Source organism: Pseudomonas sp. TH31, from assembly GCF_016650815.1.
GTDB lineage: Bacteria > Pseudomonadota > Gammaproteobacteria > Pseudomonadales > Pseudomonadaceae > Aquipseudomonas.
The window spans coordinates 234,094-252,560 of the sequence record NZ_JAEKEZ010000015.1; the positions used below are offsets into that span (position 1 = coordinate 234,094).

At 57.2% G+C, this 18,467-nt stretch carries 14 protein-coding genes and 4 pseudogenes; 12 read left to right on the forward strand and 6 right to left on the reverse strand.

All coding sequences use genetic code 11. The annotated features are described in order from the left end of the window. Nucleotides 1–4: 4 nt before the first annotated feature. The 4 genes from sctI to sctW are packed head-to-tail and all read left to right on the forward strand — an operon-like array spanning nt 5 to nt 3,403. A complete protein-coding gene (gene sctI / locus JFV26_RS13530) occupies nt 5–337 on the forward strand; it encodes a type III secretion system inner rod subunit SctI (RefSeq protein WP_201193066.1) in 333 nt (110 codons plus the stop codon). Continuing rightward, entirely contained in the window at nt 334–1,062 is a 729-nt protein-coding gene (gene sctJ / locus JFV26_RS13535; RefSeq protein ID WP_201193068.1) for a type III secretion system inner membrane ring lipoprotein SctJ, read from the forward strand. The genes sctI and sctJ overlap by 4 nt, the downstream gene beginning before the upstream one ends. Then, complete coding sequence (locus JFV26_RS13540) at nt 1,062–1,652, forward strand: type III secretion system domain-containing protein (RefSeq protein WP_274610344.1); 591 nt, start codon at nt 1,062–1,064, stop codon at nt 1,650–1,652. The genes sctJ and JFV26_RS13540 overlap by 1 nt, the downstream gene beginning before the upstream one ends. Next, on the forward strand, nt 1,649–3,403 hold the full coding sequence (gene sctW / locus JFV26_RS13545; RefSeq protein WP_201193072.1) for a type III secretion system gatekeeper subunit SctW: 1,755 nt from the start codon (nt 1,649–1,651) through the stop codon (nt 3,401–3,403). The genes JFV26_RS13540 and sctW overlap by 4 nt, the downstream gene beginning before the upstream one ends. A gap of 335 nt (nt 3,404–3,738) precedes the next feature. Here the strand turns inward: sctW and JFV26_RS13550 are convergent. Next, a pseudogene (locus tag JFV26_RS13550) lies at nt 3,739–4,653 on the reverse strand (IS110 family transposase); the annotation flags it as partial. Nucleotides 4,654–4,880: 227 nt separating this feature from the next. Here JFV26_RS13550 and tnpB point away from each other — a divergent pair. Together tnpB and tnpC are read left to right on the forward strand one after the other, a co-directional pair. After that, nucleotides 4,881–5,240, forward strand: a complete 360-nt coding sequence (tnpB, locus tag JFV26_RS13555) for an IS66 family insertion sequence element accessory protein TnpB (RefSeq protein WP_242487816.1) — start codon at nt 4,881–4,883, stop codon at nt 5,238–5,240. 18 nt (nt 5,241–5,258) lie between these two features. Beyond that, a pseudogene (tnpC, locus tag JFV26_RS13560) lies at nt 5,259–6,824 on the forward strand (IS66 family transposase). 184 nt (nt 6,825–7,008) lie between these two features. On the opposite strand, the gene JFV26_RS13565 reads toward tnpC, so the two are convergent. The 4 genes from JFV26_RS13565 to JFV26_RS13580 are packed head-to-tail and all read right to left on the reverse strand — an operon-like array spanning nt 7,009 to nt 10,361. Further along, a complete protein-coding gene (locus JFV26_RS13565; RefSeq protein WP_201193074.1) occupies nt 7,009–7,245 on the reverse strand; it encodes an EscE/YscE/SsaE family type III secretion system needle protein co-chaperone in 237 nt (78 codons plus the stop codon). Between the two features lie 10 nt (nt 7,246–7,255). Next, on the reverse strand, nt 7,256–8,479 hold the full coding sequence (gene sctD, locus JFV26_RS13570) for a type III secretion system inner membrane ring subunit SctD (RefSeq protein WP_201193076.1): 1,224 nt from the start codon (nt 8,477–8,479) through the stop codon (nt 7,256–7,258). Beyond that, complete coding sequence (locus JFV26_RS13575) at nt 8,479–9,945, reverse strand: EscC/YscC/HrcC family type III secretion system outer membrane ring protein (protein WP_201193078.1); 1,467 nt, start codon at nt 9,943–9,945, stop codon at nt 8,479–8,481. The genes sctD and JFV26_RS13575 overlap by 1 nt, the downstream gene beginning before the upstream one ends. Nucleotides 9,946–9,965: 20 nt before the next feature. Then, nucleotides 9,966–10,361, reverse strand: a complete 396-nt coding sequence (locus JFV26_RS13580; RefSeq protein WP_201193080.1) for a hypothetical protein — start codon at nt 10,359–10,361, stop codon at nt 9,966–9,968. A 162-nt stretch (nt 10,362–10,523) separates the two neighbouring features. Between JFV26_RS13580 and JFV26_RS13585 the strand changes: the two genes are divergently transcribed. Then, the gene (locus JFV26_RS13585) at nt 10,524–11,132 is read left to right on the forward strand and encodes a two component system response regulator (protein ID WP_207203937.1); all 609 of its coding nucleotides are present in this window, start codon (nt 10,524–10,526) and stop codon (nt 11,130–11,132) included. Nucleotides 11,133–11,148: 16 nt separating this feature from the next. Here JFV26_RS13585 and JFV26_RS13590 read toward each other — a convergent pair whose 3' ends face one another. Beyond that, nucleotides 11,149–13,902, reverse strand: a complete 2,754-nt coding sequence (locus tag JFV26_RS13590; protein ID WP_201193084.1) for an ATP-binding protein — start codon at nt 13,900–13,902, stop codon at nt 11,149–11,151. A gap of 242 nt (nt 13,903–14,144) precedes the next feature. Between JFV26_RS13590 and JFV26_RS13595 the strand changes: the two genes are divergently transcribed. From JFV26_RS13595 to JFV26_RS13610, 5 genes and pseudogenes are all read left to right on the forward strand, one after another. Continuing rightward, a complete protein-coding gene (locus JFV26_RS13595) occupies nt 14,145–14,435 on the forward strand; it encodes a hypothetical protein (RefSeq protein ID WP_201193086.1) in 291 nt (96 codons plus the stop codon). 116 nt (nt 14,436–14,551) lie between these two features. Next, nucleotides 14,552–16,473 (forward strand): annotated as a pseudogene (sctV, locus tag JFV26_RS13600) (type III secretion system export apparatus subunit SctV). 1 nt (nt 16,474) lies between these two features. Beyond that, nucleotides 16,475–17,505: pseudogene (locus tag JFV26_RS13605) on the forward strand (FliI/YscN family ATPase); the annotation flags it as partial. A gap of 123 nt (nt 17,506–17,628) precedes the next feature. Continuing rightward, nucleotides 17,629–17,814 carry a hypothetical protein gene (locus JFV26_RS34150; RefSeq protein ID WP_274610348.1) on the forward strand — a complete coding sequence of 62 codons (186 nt, stop codon included), beginning with the start codon at nt 17,629–17,631 and terminating at the stop codon, nt 17,812–17,814. Further along, nucleotides 17,793–18,176, forward strand: a complete 384-nt coding sequence (locus JFV26_RS13610; protein WP_201193088.1) for a hypothetical protein — start codon at nt 17,793–17,795, stop codon at nt 18,174–18,176. The genes JFV26_RS34150 and JFV26_RS13610 overlap by 22 nt, the downstream gene beginning before the upstream one ends. Nucleotides 18,177–18,467: the final 291 nt, after the last annotated feature.

Here is an 18,467-nt window from a genome sequence, read left to right on the forward strand (position 1 = left end):
CCTTATGGAAATCGAAGCCGTTCGTATGCCCACCCACACCGCGCCGACCGACCCCATCCTCCCCGTCGTTGCACCTAGCGAGATCGCCGCGTTCAACCAGGCGTTGTTCGGCCATGCCAGCCCTCCACCCGAGATGTCGGCCATTACTCAATTGCAGAGCAAATCCCGCGAGGTGAACAGCACCTTTGATGAAGCCCGTGACAATGTGCTTGATAGCCCGCTGCAAATGATGGCTGCGCAGTCAAAAATGTTACACGCAATGGTTGAAGTGGACCTAATCGCCAAAACCGCCGGGGGTATTTCCCAAGGCGTGAACAAACTGGTGAGCATGCAATGACCAGCAGCTGGTTACGCCTGGGCTGTATCGGCGTGCTGGTACTGACACTCAGCGGGTGTAAAGTCGAGCTGTACAGTGCGCTGTCCGAAGCCGAAGCCAACCAGATGCTGGCCTTGTTATTGCTGCGCAATATCGACGCCAGCAAGGAAATCGTCAAAGACGGTCTGGTGACGATCAAGGTCGATAAGGAGCAGTTCATCAATGCGGTCGAACTGTTACGCCAAGAAGGTCTTCCACGCCCAAAAGTCACCACCCTGGAAGACCTATTTCCCTCCGGCCAGCTGGTGACCTCACCCGTTCAGGAGCATGCAAAAATCCTCTACTTGAAGGAGCAGCAACTGGGGAAAATGTTGCAGGCCATGGACGGTGTGATCATCGCTCAAGTGTCTATTGGCGAGGTCCTAAGGCAAAGTGCCCGCGATACCCCAACGCCTTCGGCCTCTGTGTTCATCAAATACAGCCCCGAACGCAACATGCTCAACCGCGAACCCGCGATTAAAAGCCTGATAATCAACAGCGTGCCCAATTTATTGGCCGAGAACACCAGCATCGTCCTGCAGGCCGCCGACTACCGCTATCAAGCCGCGTCCTCGCCGCCCACCTCAACCGACGTAAAGCGCCCCTGGCTCGATCACTATCGTCTCCCCATCATGCTCTTCCTGATGGCGATCTCAGTGTTGAGCATCGCCACCTTTATCATCCATTGGCGCAGGTCTAAAAAGTGATGAACCTGCCCACCCTCGATCAAACCATCCAACACTTGCATCAGTGGGGATGGCAGCCAGGAACCTGGATGAATGAAGACTGGTGGTCACACCTCGGGCTCAGAGCCTGGCAAGACGCCTACTGGCAATTCCCGGCCTGCCGCTCGCGTATCGACCACTTGATCCTGCAACGCCATGGTATCACCTGGACATCACTGCCCGGCAGCCTCGGCCCCCAACAGCAGGCCTTGTTTGCACTGGAACCACGCTTGCCGCAACTCATCATGGCCCTGGGGATCGTTGCCTTGAACTGCCCCGACCACCTGCTGTTAAAAGACCGGCGTCTTGCACTAAGGCCACACCTGGATGACCTGTGTTGCGATAAATTGCTGGCGCTGCACCGCGGCTGGAGCCTGACCGCGCAAGCTCTGCCCTCTGAAACCTTGCGCCTCACTGCCCTGCACACCGGCACCCGCTGGTGGTTGCGCGACATCGAACAGACCCCGCTGCGCGATCTGCTCACCCTGCGCTTGCCACCGGTTATCGACACGCCTCTGCACGTTGAGGAAAACGCCCATCAATGGTTAACCAAAATCGGACGCTTTTTATGAACGCCCCCCTCGTCCCCTGTATATCCTTACCCGGCAGCACATTCCACGCGCTGCTCATTCCCGCCACGGAACTGGCGGAGTATTTCAACGCATCTTCGGTGCTTGCCCACGCGCACGCAGAAGCGCAAGTGATACAACAACAAGCCCGTGAACACTTGGCCCAGGCCGAGCAGGAAGCACAGGAGATCCGCCTTCAAGCCCGGGATCAAGGCCTTGCCGAGGCAGCAGACGAACAAACCGCCTTACGCCAAACCCTCATTGAGGAAACCCTGGACTGGCATGTGGCCGAGACGGCGCTGGAAGTCACCCTCGCCCAGCACCTCGACACGCGGCTACGCACACTGATCGCCCAGGTGCTGGAAGAGTACATCGGTGAACAGGATGGGGCCGAGCTGATCGTTCGGCGAGTACAGCAGCGACTGTTGACCTTTCTGTCCACAGGGGCACTTACCGTCCGCGTATCCCCCACCTGCGAGCATCAAGCCCAACTCGCCTTCGCTGACTTTCCCCATGTGCAGGTGATCAGTACCCCTTCCCTGACGAGCGCCCAAGCCCTTCTGGAAACCCACCTGTTCACCTTGCACATTGACCTGGACGCCCACCTCGAATCACTTCTGTCGCGCCTGAGACAGCTCCCGCACGAGGCCCTCACCGATGATTACCAAGATCGATTCAGCCAGCCCCCTTCCCACCTCCGCGATTCAAAACACCCCCCTCACCCCCTGCCCGGCGCCACCCAAGTCTTTCCGGCGCAATCGGCTCTTGAGCTGGCGCGTGCCGAACTCCAGAGGCAAGCCACGGGCCTTGACTTCCCCTCCATCGACGGGTCAGCGAGTGCCGTTTCCGAAACCCTGGAAAATATGGGGTTCACCCTAAGCTCGCAAAGACACGCCGCTGGCCGCGGGACAAACGACGGCAAGCCTGAACGACCACGGGCACGCGCCATGCTCCAGCAACTGATCAAGCAACTCACCGAGACGGCCGCGGCGCATCTGGACGACCTGCATCAACACACCTCAACCCTTGATGAAGCATCTAATGTACTCGGCAGCATGGCCGAAAAAGGACTCGATGCCGGTGAGATAGCGTTGCTTCTCAGCGCTGCGCTGGCACGCAAGCACCTCACCTACGCGCACCGAAAACGCCTGGAGGCCGCCCTTTGCGCGGTGATGGACGATGATGAATGGGCGCTGAAACTTTTCAACCGCCTGGAGTTCGGCGCTGTCGGCAAAAACGATTTCCTCGCCCTCAAACACCTCTACCAACGCGCTACCTCACGCCACACTCGCCTAGTGCAATGGTTCGAAGAATTCCGCCAACTGCACGACCGCAAACGAAAGTTGAAAACACTGATCCGCACCTTGGCTTTTGAACTGTCGGTGGAGGGAGCCGCCACCGACATCCAGTTGGGCGCGGTAATTACCGACCTCAAACGCATCATGATGTTCATGGGCATGGAGGATCACTGCCACCGCGCCGCACGCACACTGGGAATCGACGACCTGGACGGTGACGGGGTCCTCACTGCGCTACTGGAGATTGTTCAGCAATCCTGGATGCAAGCGGACTGGCTGGCACAACAGACGTCACGCAGGGTACCCGACACGCGTTTGCAGTACGCCTATGTGCAGCAGATGGGCGAGTTGGTGAAGTTAATGACCGATGACTGCTTCGAAGATGACGATCAGCGCAAGATGATCAGCGACGCGTTTGCCGAGTACCGGGAGCAGTTGTCGGAAGCAGAGCAGTGATCATGGTCCCAGACGCCCAGGAAAACTCACAGGGTCGGTGCAACGGTGTTCAATCGATTACATGCCCCGGTGGTGGCGGACGCGATTATTATCAACCACTTAGTGACTGACTCCCACTGCCGGGGCGCCCAGAAGCCCACGGCGCTTCAATTCTACGGTCTTCTTCGCCTGTGACTCCCCAGACGCCTCTATTCCATTCGCTGGGGGGCGCCCGGTCTTACAGGAAGTATGTAGTGGTCTAATGAAATCTATGGTCACCCCCATTTTTACAATGCTGATTAACAGGTAAAGTGGTTGGCTTGCTTAAATCTATCCGGCGTCTGTATGAGGCATGCCCCTTTTTGACTATCGAGCCTTTGCATATAAACCCTGGCGCACTGTACCAACAGACATCTGAGGCTCTTGTCTCCTCGCGTGCTGATCCCCTTCAAGTTAGACCTGCCTCCCGTGCTGTACTGTCTGGGAACCAACCCTATGGACGCGGCGAAGTCACGACTGCATCCGAATTGCTTGCCGTCTCCCATTTCGACAGCCAGCAGGCTGGCGGTGATCGGGCCGACGGGCATACTCAGCAAACGACTGCCCAGATCATCGTCAGCCAGTTGGCCAGCCATCTGAATATCAATCTGCGTGATTTGCTCATCCAGGTAGCCGAAGTGTGCGTGCAACCGCTGCAACAATGTGCGGAGCCGTATCGGTAACTCATGCTCGGCCAGAACGCTAGGCAGACGTTTTATGACCGTCCGCCCAAGAGGCAGGCTGATGCCGAACTCCAGCAGGAAGCCATGGAGTTGATTGATTGTTTTGGTGCGGTCACGCACCAGCGACTCACGCATGCGATGCAGTACTGAGAGCGTTTGCTGGGCCTCAGTTTTAGGCGAGACAAATCGCATCGAAGGGCGTGAGGCGGCTTCACAGATCGCCTCGGCGTCAACGAAATCATTTTTGTTACTTTTAACGAAAGGCCGAACAAACTGCGGGGATATCAGTTTGGTTACATGTCCCATGGTCGCCAGTTCGCGGGCAACGAAATGAGAACCAGCGCAGGCTTCCATCACGACAGTACAAGTGGGGCAGTTGCCGAAAAAACGCATCATCTGCACGCCCGAGAGCTTCTTGCGAAACATCTCTCGACCCGATACGTCCTGGCCGTGCAAGTGGAAAGTGGAAAGTGGAAAGTGGAAAGTGGAAAGTGGAAAGTGGAAAGTGTGTTTGCCGAGATCGATACCGACCAGTGCCAATTCGCTCATGATGATGGCCTCCAAAATAAAACACCCTGCGAAAGCGTAGCCCTCGTAGGGTGTGGGGGTGACCATCTCATTACCGGACACCCATTTAGGCGAGAATGCTCGCCAAATCGAGGTGTCAAATGACCAAACAACGCCGTTCCTTTGTAAGCGATCCATCGCCTACACATTCAAAGCTGCCCACAGAAGCTTGATGCTGTGCTCCCGATCTCTTTCAGGAGCCAGCAGCCATGATGCGTCCCGAAGCCAAAGTTGAAAAAGTGTACCTCTACCCCAAGCCCGTGGACTTTCGAAAATCTATCGACGGCCTGTCGGCCCTCGTCGAACTGGATATCAAAGGGGCGGTGTTCGACCCTGTGCTTTTCGTTTTTCTCAACAAGCCCCGCAACCGAGTGAAGATCTTGTATTGGGAGCGCAACGGCTTTTGCCTTTGGCTCAAGCGCCTGGAGTCCGATCGCTTCAAAACATCGCCTGATGTCACCGACGAAGCCATTGTGCTGACGGTTCAAGAATTGAATTGGCTGCTGGATGGTTTTGACCTATGGCGGAACCGTCCGCATCAAGTTTTAACACCAAGATTTGTCGCCTGATCGGATATAATCCGGGCCATGATTTCCAAGCCCGACAAGTCCCTGATGATCTGGTTCTGTTCAAGAAAATGCTTGTGCAGATGCTCAGTGAGCGTCAGGTGGACAAGGGCCAGATTGTTGACCTGAAAGAACAGATCAAGCTATTGCGTCAACGTTTGTTCGGGTGCAAATCTACAAACAGTCGATCCGCAGGCGCCGTAGCTCGCACTCTTTAATGAGCCCGAAAGCCTCGCAGTTCCGGTCACCGATGAGTCTGACGAAGAAGTCGTTGGCCCGACCCAACGCTGGGGCAAACGCAAGCCGCTGTCAGCCGATCTACCACGTATGGAAGTCGTCCACGAACTGCCCGAACACGAACTGAGCTACGCGTGCGGCTGTCGTAAACACGTCATCGGCGAAGAAACCAGCAAACAGCTGGAAATCGTGCCGATGCAAATCCGCGTGATCAAACACATCCGCAAGGTTTACACCTGTCATGGCTGTGAAGCGGCGCCGGTCACTGCTGACAAACCTGCACAACTGATCGAAAAGAGCATGGCCAGTCCCAGTGTCCTCGCGATGCTGCTGACCACCAAATACGTCGACGGTTTGCCACTGTATCGGTTCGAAAAAGTACTTGGCCGACACGGCGTCGATATCCTCCACCAAACCTTGGCGCGCTGGGTGATTCAGTGCGGCGAACACCTGCAATCGCTGCTGAATTTGATGCGCGACCGGTTGCTGGAAAGCCCGGTTATCCACTGTGATGAAACGCGGGTACAAGTGCTGAAAGAACCGGATCGAGATCCGAGCAGCCAGTCCTGGATGTGGGTCCAAGCCAGCGGCCCGCCTGAGCGCCCAGTTGTCCTTTTTGACGACACTACCAGCCGAGCGCAGGAGGTGGCGCTGCGCCTGCTCGCCGATTATCGCGGCTACCTGATGACTAATAATTACGCCAGCTATAACGCCTTGGGCGCGCAGCCGGGTGTCGAGCGTTTGGGTTGCTGGGCACATGCTCGACGCAAGTTCGTCGATGCGCAAAAAGTGCAGCCAAAAGGCAAGACGGGCCGTGCCGATATCGCGTTGAACCTGACCAACAAGCTGTACGGCATCGAGCGCGAGTTCAAAGAGGCCAGCGATGACCAGCGCTTTAGTGCTCGACAGGAAAAAGGCCTGCCGGTACTCGCAAAACTGAAAAGCTGGCTGGAGAAAACCCACCCCCAGGTGACGACGGAAAGTGCCTTGGGCAAGGCGGTCGGTTATCTGGCCAGCAACTGGAGCAAGCTTGAGCGTTACACCGAGGCCGGCTTCCTGCCCATCGATAACAACAGGGCAGAGCGAGCAGTAAAACCCTTTGTTATCGGTCGTAAAAATTGGATGTTCAGCGACACGTCCAAGGGCGCCACTGCCAGTGCGCAGATCTATAGCCTGGTCGAAACTGCCAAAGCCAACGGCCAAGAGCCCTATACGTGGCTGCGCCACGTACTTGAGCGGCTACCGCAGGCCAGCTCGGTAGAAGACTTCGAAGCCTTGCTGCCGTGGAACTGCTCGCCAGAGATGCCACGGCAACCAATAAGCCCATCGTTTGGTATGTGGGTTTTATGAGGCGCTTACAATGAATTAACCGCTCAGTCCACTATGCACGCTGATTTTAAGTTAGCACTCATGGCGCGCGACCCGAGCTACCAGAAACTTCTTGAGAATTTTGAGGTGCGAGATATTGGCGCAGCCTTTCAACTACATACAATAAATGGAGATTGCGCGAAAACCTTATCCCCCGCAACAGGGTTTAACGGGGTGCAGTATCGGCGTGATACCGCGCCCACAGTATCTCGATCACCTGCGCCGCACTGGAGCAGGCGTTGACGGATTGCTCCAGGGCCTGAAACCTCGCCGCAGGTTGTGGCTGACGCAACTGTCCACGCGCGCCGTGTTCAGCCTGTCGAAGCGCGTCCAGCAAGTGCTGACGCAATACACCTGTTGAGTCAGCGTATAAGGAGTCTTCCAAGTAAGTGAGACGGGCCATTCAACTTCCCCTACTGATGATCCAATGGCAACGAGATGAGGTCCTGGCCCTTGAGCAAGGCCATCGACCAACGATTAAGCTCGTACACCCGATAGCCACTCGGCAAGACGCTGCCCGGCTGCAAGCGCATACCATTCGCCAACTCGACATACGGTGAATCCACATTGCCAGCAATACCGACGATGGGTGAGGGTAAATACCGATCGGCCGAGGCCATGCCCGGTATGCTTTGAAAGACCGCCGGTAAACGCGGCGGGCCTTGGAGATTAAAGGCATCGAGCACTTCGGTCACGGCGACCAAGCCTTCATGACCCACTTGACCACTGACCCAAAAGGTACTGTCGGAAACCCTGATACTCAGCCCCTCCAGCGCCTGGCGGGATTCAAGACGATTGAGCAAGTCATCGAATAGAAGCGCCTGATCGTTGACGACCCTCCAGCTCTCCAATGCCTGAATCGTTCGCAGTTGAGCACTGGCGCGCTGCCAGGTCGCATCGGCAACGATATTGCCGAAAATCACCACCCGATTTAGCGGCACCTCGTTCTTGACCTCGACATTCTGATAGCCGCTCAAGCTCAGGACCGATCGAACACTCTCCAGCAAGGTATCGGCACAGACGCTTTCGTCGTGTAACAACACGCCCATTTCACGCAGTTTCAAGCGCAACCCTTCGACACTGAGTGAAGAGTGACACACGCCCTTGAGAACCAAGGTGCCGTGCCTATCGCGTTGGGCGCTCAAACCAGAGAGCTGAGGGTCTTGCAATTGCGTCGCCAGCCAGTCATCCAGGTCAAGGGTCGGCAGCATCGCGACCGGTAGCCAGACCATCAGCCCCACGACTAACACGACCATTGCGCCGCCCAACGAACCTGCCCACCATGGCCACCTCGACCGCGCTGTCGTGATACCCGCTTTCTCGCGTGTCGGCACCGCCCGCATCGACAGCTCATCAGCAGACAGCCCCAGCACAAAGGCTTGCCCGGCAAGGTCGATCACACGCCCCAAAGGCAGAGCCTGCTCCAGATCCCAAGGCTGACCGTCAACCCAGACAGGCGTCACGGACACCAGCCGAATGACCTCCTCTGTCATCGACAACGTCGCTTGCGCCTCCAACTCAAGGCACAGAGCAATGTCCGAATCGCTGCCCCCTATCTCCAGTTCACCCACCGGCAATGCCAATTCGCGACCGGATAACGGTCCGTTCAGCCACTTGAGTTTATAAGTCCAGTCCATCACAGTTGATGCCAAGGATCGGCTTTGATCAGAAACAAACGAACGGTTTGGCGGCTCACCTTCTGAGTCGATCTAAACAACCTGCCGATGTAGGGAATATCCCCTAGCAGTGGAATCTTGCGCACCCCTTCACTTTCCTCATCCTGGACAAATCCGCCCAGTAATAGGGCTTGCCCGGCCTTAAGCAACGCATGGGTAGAAATTTCCGAATTCAGCGTCTGGGGCAAAGGCTCACTCTCGCTGATCGGTCCGATTTGCCGGCCATCCTGGACAATCAACGTCAACATGACCTCCTGCTTGCCCCCTTCGCCGATCACGCGTGGCGTCACCCGCATCAGTGAGCCGGCCGAAATAGACTCAAGCTTGGCGACGTTTTCCGACACCAGCTTGGTGTAGAAAGTGGTATTTCGATCAAGCACGGCTTGCATGTTGCTCAGCGTGAGCACCGAGGGACGCGACAAGACGCGCGCCTTGGCTTTTTGCTCAAGGGCGTTGACACGGAGCATAAAGTTTCCGGTGTTGGAGATCACCGTAGATAAACTATCGGATTCCTCGCCGCCAGAACTATTGAAGCCGACCTCCACCCCACCGATACTCGCAGACCCCGACCAGTCGATCCCCAAAGCCCCCAGGTCCTGGGAATTGACATCGATGATCGCCACCGAGATCTCAACCAGCGATGGCTTGTGATCCAGGCGCAAGATGAGGTCAGCATACAGCGGCAGGTTGAGCTTGCGATCGCGTACCAGTACCGCATTCTGTCGCGGATCGGCAGAGAACATGGGCAAGCTTCGGTCATCCGATAAGGGTTCGCCCTGATTCTCATTAAGCGGCAAGGTACGGCCCTGCGCCATGTCCCGGAGCACCGATACCACCCCTGGCACCACCACTTGCTGGTTACGATAGGTGTATTGGATATCGTCAGCAGCAGCATACTTCAACGTAAACAGCTCAATGGCTTCCTGGTTGCGCTCGCGGTTGAATTTCTGTTGGTCAAGCCCCTCTGCTAGGCGTGATACCCGCTCCATGCATGCGGGAACCCCCTGCACTTCCAACGCATTGGAGCTCGGCACACTGCGGACACGGCAGTACCGCACATCCAGCACGCCGGTGGACTGTAGCTGGGTAATCAGGATCGGCACCGTCAGGTATGCAGGTGTCAGCAATTGGCTGCCCACCTCCTGTGCTTTGTAGACATGAATCGTTTGTCCGTCGTAATACCAGGCAAGCTGATAGAGCTGCGCCAGGTGCTCAAGCACTTGCTCGGGTGTTTGACCATCCAACCTCCCAATAAAAGACTCGCCTATCTGAGGGCTGACAATCACGGGAACCCCATAATTGGCCCCCAGGTCCCGTAAAACGTCGGCCAACTTGGCGCCACGGGTGTTCAAAAAGAAGGCTGCCGCCCCCTTTGGCGCAATCGCGCCCTGTGCAGTCAGGGCAATACCTAACACGGCAAGCCCCATCAGGCCGCTCCTCAACCAGCTCATACTAATCGCCCCAGGGTACTCGTCTCGGTGGACACGTCGTGCGAGTCGCCTTGGGTCGCGAACCAACACGCAATAGCCACTTGTTGTTGAACGCGCGCCTCCAGCTCCTTGGGCGAACACTGGCATTCATAGCGGCGCACCAGAAAAATCCGTTCTCCCTCCAGTAACAGACTGTCGTCCAGACTCTCCGGTATTGATGCCAGCCACAAACTGGCGCTCACCAGCCATTCATCATCAATGGACGCACGCTCAATCGCCAAGGCAATACACAGCCCCAACGGATACTCCCAGTACCAGCCAGGGACGCCGGACAGGGTCATATGCCAACGTTGCCCTGCCCGTTCAAGGATACGGATCGTTTCAAGGCCTGCCAGAGAAGAGGAAAGTTTCATAGCGTTATCAAAGGAAGGATTCTCGCAATTTTGTCAGCTTTGAGCCAAGTCTGAATCCGGTAATAACCTGAACCCTATAACCTTCCTCTATCCCTAAAATACACATTCAGGCTTTTGATCATGCTACCGCATTTAAAACTCCTACCCCGCTCACAACGAATATTGATCGTCGAAGATCACTACTTGCTCCGCTACGGTCTCAAAAGCCTGATGTTGACGGTGCCCAACTATGAGGTCATCGGAGAGGTTGTTGACGGGTTGAATGTCTATGCGGCCTGCCAGAAACTCAACCCTGACGTTGTGCTGTTAGACTTGGGCCTGCCCGGCATGGACGGTATCGATATCATCCGCCAACTGAAACGACGCACGCCAAAATTGATCATCGTGGTGATCACTGCAGACGCATCCGAACACCGTGCCCGAGATGCACTGGCCGCAGGCGCGCTCGGCTATGTATTAAAAAAGAGTTCCCGACAGGTATTATTGGCCGGCCTGCAAACCGCCATCGCCGGTAAAATTTTCCTCGACCCTGCGCTCAATCGAAGCCACGTGATCAACACCCCGAATGTCGATGGTTTGAGCGCTCTGACTACCCGCGAACGACAAATACTCAAACTGATTGCCGAAGGTAACCGTAACCGCGATATCTCCGAAAAGCTGTCGATTACCATCAAGACCGTCGAAACACATCGCCTGAACCTCATGCGCAAACTCAATGCCCATAACATTGCGGAACTGGTCAACTGGGCTTGTCGCCTGGGCATCCACTGAAAGCAGGTGATGGGCCTTAGGCATGCCGTCGAATCATCCCCCCCAAGTGACTAATCTCTTCTTCGCCCGGCCACCCTCCCTGACTGATCAGCACCTCCTGATCCTGCACCCACTCGTGCAACGGGCTCAAGCCACTCTGCCCCGCGCACCCCTTAAGGGTGTGCAGCAACCTCAACAGGCACGCACTTTCCTGAGTGCGCCACACGACTTCAATCTCCCGATAAAGCTGCTCAAGCGTCTCGTAAAGCCGAGTACACAAGACGACATCAGCCAAGTCCAAGAGCGGCTGCTGCAACTGAAAATTCGGCGACAAGTCGATTCCGCGTGCCAGTTGCAGCGAAACAACCTGCGCGCCCGCGTCCGCCAATTGCTCCAGACTCAAGGGCTTGGCCAGATGTCCGTTCATGCCTGAGCGGGCGCTGCCCCCATTGATAGGGAATGCATTCGCCGTGAGCGCCATGATAGGTGTCTCCGGGTCAAGGATCCCGCTGGTCCTATCGCGCCAGAGTCGGGCAACTTGCATGCCGCCCATGTCCGGCATACGGATATCCATCAGCACCCAGTCGAACACCCGCGCTCGCCCACAGTACAAAGCCTCTTCCCCTGAGGAAACTGAAAATGCCTCATGCCCAAGCGCCTGGAGCATCTTGCAGATAATCTCGCGATTAATTTGCATATCATCGACAACCAAGACCTTAAGCGCCCAAGGGCAAGGGGCAAGCGGGACCCTCCCTGCGCCCGTCAACTTTTCCTCGAATAAAATGGCACGAACCTTCTGCGATAACCTGCCAGGCAAATAGACCAACTCTGGCATCTCGAGCAACGGCGAATCACCTAACTGAACCTCGACCCCCCAAATGGACAGCTGCTGCTGCAAGAACAGGGGCACAGGCAACTTGGCCGAAAAGACCAAGGGCAGCCCATCAGGCTCGCGTATCGGTAGCAACAGGGTAAAGGTCGATCCTACCCCGACCTCGCTGGAGAGCAGGATCTCTCCACCCATCAGGTGAGCGAGCCGCGACGCAATCGCTAACCCCAACCCACTGCCATTGTCATGGGCCCACACCTGAATAAACGGCGTAAATATTGCCCTTCGTTTGTTTTCCGGTATGCCTTTACCCGTGTCCCGTACTGAGATGGCCAGCATGTCTGCCCGCCGTTCCACACCCACGCACACCTCCCCCTGCGCAGTGAACTTCACCGCATTGGCCAAGAGGTTGATCAGAATCTGTTGTACCCGCACCCTATCGAATACCATCGACTGCGGCACATTGGCCGCCACCAACGTACGCAACGCCAAGCGCTTTTCCTGTGCCAGTAAATGGATCGTCAGCAGTGCCTGATCCAACATCGGTAAGATGGCCGCGCGCTCAGCGGACAACTCCAGCCGCCCGGCTTCGATCCGGGAGAAATCCAGCACTTCGCTGATAATACTCAACAGAAGATCGGAAGATTGACGCGCAGTGCCAATCAAGTCCCGCTGCTGTTCGGACAACGTGCCGCACTCCAACAGGCGGAGGGCGCCAACAATACCGTTGAGCGGCGTGCGTATCTCATGACTGATACTCGTCAGGTGCTCGCTCTTTCGATGGCTCGCCCGTACGGCGATGCACTTGGCCATTTCCAGTTCGCGGGTCCGACGCCTGACAGTGTCTGCCACCACGTGGTGCTGGGCGTTAAGGGTTTTGAGCAGCGTGTTGTAGCCAACGGCGATGCACCCCAACTCATCCGTGCGCCCCTCTGGCAGCAACGCGTTCACGTCGGTGAGTTGTCTTGGGGACTGAATAAACTCAACGATGCGTTGCAGCGGTCGCCCCAACTGACGCTGCAGGACTAGGGTAAACACCACCAACAGTAGCAACAGGGCCAGCAATGTCCAGGGCGCTGTCGCCCCCAACTGCGACAACACCCGACTCATCACGACATCACTGCACACAATCGCGAGCAACTGCCAAGGCGGCCCCTTGAGCAGCGTACACTCCACAATCGAGTCCACGACGCGCATCGTACCGCGATCACACTCTGGCAGGTCGTTTACCACCTCCTTGGACATGCCACTCGCTTCGATGTCACTCCACAAATGCTTACCACTGATATCTCGCAAAATGTATGAGTATGCATCTTTGCGCACACGAAACTCATCAATCGGCAGCAATTGCCCCACCGTAATCCCCGAGCGCAGGTCGACCGCCGTCACGGCGCTGCGCAGGTGACCATTCCCATCATCGAACGTAGCTCCCCAGCGATTGTCACTGGTGAGCGAGTTGTATTGGCGTGACTGTAGCCCCTGCATCCTGAGGCTCATCTCAACGACTGAGCGACCGGCGGGGCGATAAAAAAACACCCCTAGGCCTGGCACCAACAGAAAGGTTTCGGCCCGATGATCCGGGTCAAAGTTACCGAAAATTTCGATCACCCGCCCCGCCACGGCAATGCGCCCCGAGTCCACGCGGCCCCTTTCGAAGGGAACAAAAACAGTGTGTTTCAGTTCCGCCCCCTGAGCCCCCAGCAAACGCTCACTGGTGTGCAACTCACGCCACAGGCGCAGCAGACTGTTGACCCTGACCTGAGCCAACTCATGATGGCGACTTCGTTCTTCCGCCACCTCATCCAATGCCTGAGCCAAGTCTTCCCTGACCTCCATCTCGGCTTTGCTGTAGCGGTAATAAAAATTGATGATCTCGGACAGTAACCAGAAGACGACCATGACACTGGTCAGGGTGACACCAATACGACGAGTCAGTGAGGCTTGCCAAAATTTGTGCAACATACGGATAAAGGTCTCAACAGACAGCGCCAGCCAACGTGTACAAACGATACAACACGCAACGCAGCTAATAACTCAGGTAAAGACCGTATAGCTCAAACACCCGCCCACTCTGGATCATGACAATGAATAATCAGTAATCCCTTGTGAAAGAAATAAGGATGCGGATGGACCTACAAACGCAACGTTGTCTTGAAGGGTTTCTGCGTCTGTCTGATCTTGGCCCTTGCCGTATTGAGCGTCGAATGGAATTTATCCTGCCCCCCTTTCGGTTATACATCGAATACGCGCAGGGACGCATGCTGCTGTCGTTGGCACGCCCGGTCGAAGCCTGCCGACGCATCAGCACCCTTCGGACCCTCCTGGGACGCTGTCACCCCGCGTCGACCCAAGGTATGGTGTTGCGCGCATACCTCGTGGGTGAGCAGCAAATGCTCAGTGCCACCCTGGCACCGGGCAGTGATGTCAATCAATGGCTCGCCTGCTTGCGCGCCCTACGCCAGCGACTTGAGCGTCATCCCAGGGACAGTCAATGAAACGCATCAACCGCTGGCTCGCGATGGCGGCCGGTCGTCAGGACATTGTGCTCGCCGTACTCCTGCTGCTGGCCGTGTTCATGATGATTGTCCCCCTGCCCACCGGGCTTGTGGACATGCTGATCACTATCAACCTGACCATCTCCATTGTCTTGCTGATGATGGCCCTGTACATCCGCGAGCCGCTGGAGTTCTCGACCTTTCCAGCGGTCTTGCTGATCACCACCCTGTTTCGCCTGGCACTGACCATCAGCACCACCCGACTGATCCTACTGCAAGCAGACGCCGGGGAAATCATCTACACCTTCGGTAACTTCGCCGTCGGGGGCAACCTGGGTGTCGGCCTGATCGTGTTCATCATCATCACCATTGTGCAGTTCATCGTGATCACCAAAGGTTCCGAACGTGTCGCCGAAGTCGGCGCGCGCTTTTCTCTGGATGCCATGCCGGGCAAGCAGATGAGTATCGATGGCGATATGCGCGCCGGGATCATCGACGCCAATGAAGCCCGCCGCCAGCGCAACCTGGTACAAAAGGAAAGCCAATTGTACGGCGCGATGGATGGGGCGATGAAATTCGTCAAGGGCGATGCCATTGCCGGCATCATCATTATTCTGGTCAACATTTTGGGGGCACCGCCGTAGGCGTGTTCATGCATGACATGAGCGCGAGCACCGCCATGTCTACCTACTCCATTCTGTCAATCGGCGATGGCCTGATCAGCCAGATTCCAGCCCTGCTGATTTCCATCGCCGCAGGTATTATCGTTACCCGCGTTCCGGGGGAACTGCGTCAAAACCTGGCCAATGACCTGAGCGAACAAATCAGCCGGCAACCCCAGGCCTTGAGCCTCGCCGCTGGGGTGCTGTTGGTGTTCGCCCTGATCCCCGGCTTCCCGGCCATCTATTTTGTCGGCCTGGCCGCAGCGGTCTACGGCGGCGCCTGGTGGATCAAAAGGCGTCAACCCCATGCCAACGGCACGTTGCCCGACGGATCGCCGGGCTTGAGCGGCGAAGAGGCGCAAGCAACGATGACACCCGGAGCGATTCCGCTGATGGTGCGCATGGCCAGCGACATCGGGCGCTCAAAAGCACTCGACGACGCTTTCCGCCAACTGCGCCAACAAAAATTCGAATACCTAGGCATCCCCCTGCCCACTATCCACCTGCAACTCGATGCCTCGCTCGAGCCTAGCACCCTGCGTGTCCTGCTGTACCAGGAGCCGGTGCTGACCCTGACCGTACCAGATGGCTTGTTGCTGGCCGATGCGCACACCATGCCCCTAGCCCAAACACTACACAACGACAGATTGCCCTTTGGCGGCCACACCCTGCAATGGCTCGACCCCGAACACCATGAAACCCTGACCGCCCTGGGCGTCGTGTTACATCGAGATCAGGCCCGTATCACCCATTGTCTGTCGCTGGTCGTGGACCGATACGCGGCCGAATTTATCGGCGTGCAAGAAACGCGCTTCCTCATGGACTCCATGGAAAGCAGCCATGCCGAACTGGTCAAGGAAGTTCAACGACAAATGCCCGTCGGGCGCATTGCCGATGTGCTACAGCGCTTGGTCGGCGAAGGTATTTCTATCCGCGATCTGCGCAGCATTCTTGAAGCCCTGACGGAATGGTCGCCACGGGAAAAAGATCCCATCATGCTCACTGAATACGCACGGGTAGCCTTGCGTCGCCACATCACCACACGCTACCGCGGCAATGAGCAGTGGATCAGTGGCTGGATGATCGGTGACCGTATCGAGGAAATGATCCGCGAATCGATCCGCCAGACAGCCGCAGGGTCTTACTCGACACTGGAGGCTACGCAGAATCAGGCCATCATCCAAGGCATCCGCCAGCACGTCGGCGACGGCGACCCACGGCGCGCCGTGCTGATCACCGCCATTGATGTACGACGGTTTGTGCGCAAGATTGTTGAGCGTGAATACGCGGGCTTGCACGTCCTGTCGTTTCAGGAGCTGGGCGATGAAGTCGAATTGCGTGTCATTGGAAATATCGACCTCATCGGGCAGACCTGATATGCGCCTACCTGAATGCTCGACCCTGCAAGCCTTGCTCGATCAACAACCGTCCTTGGTACTGGCCCAGGCCACAACGACCGAAGTCGGTGAACGCTTCAACGGTCGAATCACTGAAGTCGGCCCCACCCTTTTGCGGGCGTCCCTGCCGGGTGTCGGGCTCGGTGAACGGTGCCGCCTGGAGCCATCGAATATCGAAGCCGAAGTCGTGGCCATCGACGGCGAGTATGCCCTGTTATCGCCCTTCAGCACCCCTCTTGGCGTGACCGCAGGCAGTAATGTACACGCACTGGGGAAGCCTCATGAAATCGCGTTAGGGGACTTTCTGTTTGGCAGCGTCGTCGATGGACTGGGCCGGCCGCTGGACGGCCGTCACGTCCCCTTCGATTGCCTATGGCGCGGTGTCGAACGGAATGCCCCCAATGCCCTCACCCGCCCACTGATCGACACTCCCCTGCCATTGGGGGTCCGCGCCATCGACGCCCTGCTGACGTGCGGCGTCGGCCAAAGAGTCGGCATTTTCGCCGCCGCCGGAGGCGGCAAAAGCACGCTCCTGTCGATGGTCTGTGATGGCAACCTGGCCGACGTGATCGTGCTTGCCCTCATCGGAGAGCGGGGCCGCGAGGTGCGTGAATTTCTTGAGCATTCGCTCTCCCCAGCCGCCCGCGAGCGCACTATTGTGGTGGTATCAACCTCTGACCGTCCGGCCCTTGAACGATTGAAAGCCGCCTACACAGCGACGACCATCGCCGAGCACTTTCGCGATCAAGGCAAGAGCGTGCTGCTGATGATGGACTCATTAACCCGATTTGCCCGCGCCGCCGGGAGATTGGCTTGGCCGCCGGGGAGCCATGCGGCACAAGCGGTTATCCACCCAGCTTTTTCGCCCGCCTGCCCGGCCTGCTAGAACGCGCAGGACCGGCCGCCGTCGGTAGCATCACGGGGATCTACACCGTTCTGGTCGAAGGCGACAACATGAACGAACCGGTGGCTGACGAAGTGCGCTCGATTCTCGACGGCCATATAGTGCTGTCGCGCAAACTTGCCGAAGCCAATCACTACCCCGCCATTGACGTCGGCGCGAGCATCAGCCGCGTGATGAGCCAGATCGTCGATGCCGAACACCGGCAAATGGCCGGAAAAGTACGGCGCCTGATGGCGGCCTACAACGACATCGAGTTGCTGGTCAGGGTGGGTGAATACCAGGCCGGCCAAGACAGCGAAGCCGATGAAGCACTGGCCCGCCGTGCAGCGATCCAAGGATTGCTGTGCCAATCCACCACGCAAAAGAACACCTTCCAGGAAACGGTCCAGCACCTATGCCAAACACTGACCGCCTGACCCTCAGCCGCCTGCGGTCACTCAAGCAGCAGCGCGAACAACGCCAGCGCACCGCTCTGAGCGTTCTGGCGCAGCAGGAGATCGAACTGCAAGATCGCATTACCCAATTGACGGAGCAACGCTACCAACTCTGGAACCAATGGCGTGAATGCAGTGCCACCTCACAAGTCCTCGACCACCTCGCATTGCAGGAACTGAAGATCGAGCTTGCCCAGTACCACCACCAAACCCATCTCATCGCCGACCAGCTCGAAACCCTGCACACCGAACAGCACCGCGTGCATCGTGAACAATCAGAAGGCCAGCGACAGTTGCGCCAACTGCTGGTAGCTCAAGAAAAATTGAATTGGCTACTGGAGTGACTATGCCTGGCTTGAAACCCCTCACCCCTCTCTTGAGACGTTATACGCCCTCCAATGCCGACGACTCTCACCCTGAACATCAACACGACTTCGAGGCTTTATTGAATCGACTCCCCCAACCCATGTCGCTGCCCCCCTCGATGACGCAAGGCAGCAGCATGTACGAACAATCCTGGCGCAAGCCTTCACCTCCGACCTTAAACGCCTGCGTACCCTTGGCCGGACATGTCCCAGCACCCTCGACCTGCGCCTGACCAACGGCCCCCTGACGGGGCTGGAGATCCGTGCCAG

Bases quoted from the DNA above. Each gene is read 5' to 3' on its own strand.
- sctJ (WP_201193068.1), top strand. From the start codon at position 334: ATGACCAGCAGCTGGTTACGCCTGGGCTGTATCGGCGTGCTGGTACTG.
- JFV26_RS13580 (WP_201193080.1), bottom strand. From the start codon at position 10,361: ATGAAACTTTCCTCTTCTCTGGCAGGCCTTGAAACGATCCGTATCCTT.
- JFV26_RS13565 (WP_201193074.1), bottom strand. From the start codon at position 7,245: ATGGCCCGTCTCACTTACTTGGAAGACTCCTTATACGCTGACTCAACA.
- JFV26_RS13590 (WP_201193084.1), bottom strand. From the start codon at position 13,902: ATGTTGCACAAATTTTGGCAAGCCTCACTGACTCGTCGTATTGGTGTC.
- JFV26_RS13575 (WP_201193078.1), bottom strand. From the start codon at position 9,945: ATGGGGCTTGCCGTGTTAGGTATTGCCCTGACTGCACAGGGCGCGATT.
- JFV26_RS13595 (WP_201193086.1), top strand. From the start codon at position 14,145: ATGGAATTTATCCTGCCCCCCTTTCGGTTATACATCGAATACGCGCAG.
- tnpB (WP_242487816.1), top strand. From the start codon at position 4,881: ATGATGCGTCCCGAAGCCAAAGTTGAAAAAGTGTACCTCTACCCCAAG.
- sctI (WP_201193066.1), top strand. From the start codon at position 5: ATGGAAATCGAAGCCGTTCGTATGCCCACCCACACCGCGCCGACCGAC.
- JFV26_RS13540 (WP_274610344.1), top strand. From the start codon at position 1,062: ATGAACCTGCCCACCCTCGATCAAACCATCCAACACTTGCATCAGTGG.
- sctW (WP_201193072.1), top strand. From the start codon at position 1,649: ATGAACGCCCCCCTCGTCCCCTGTATATCCTTACCCGGCAGCACATTC.
- JFV26_RS13610 (WP_201193088.1), top strand. From the start codon at position 17,793: ATGCCAAACACTGACCGCCTGACCCTCAGCCGCCTGCGGTCACTCAAG.
- JFV26_RS34150 (WP_274610348.1), top strand. From the start codon at position 17,629: ATGGCGGCCTACAACGACATCGAGTTGCTGGTCAGGGTGGGTGAATAC.
- sctD (WP_201193076.1), bottom strand. From the start codon at position 8,479: ATGGACTGGACTTATAAACTCAAGTGGCTGAACGGACCGTTATCCGGT.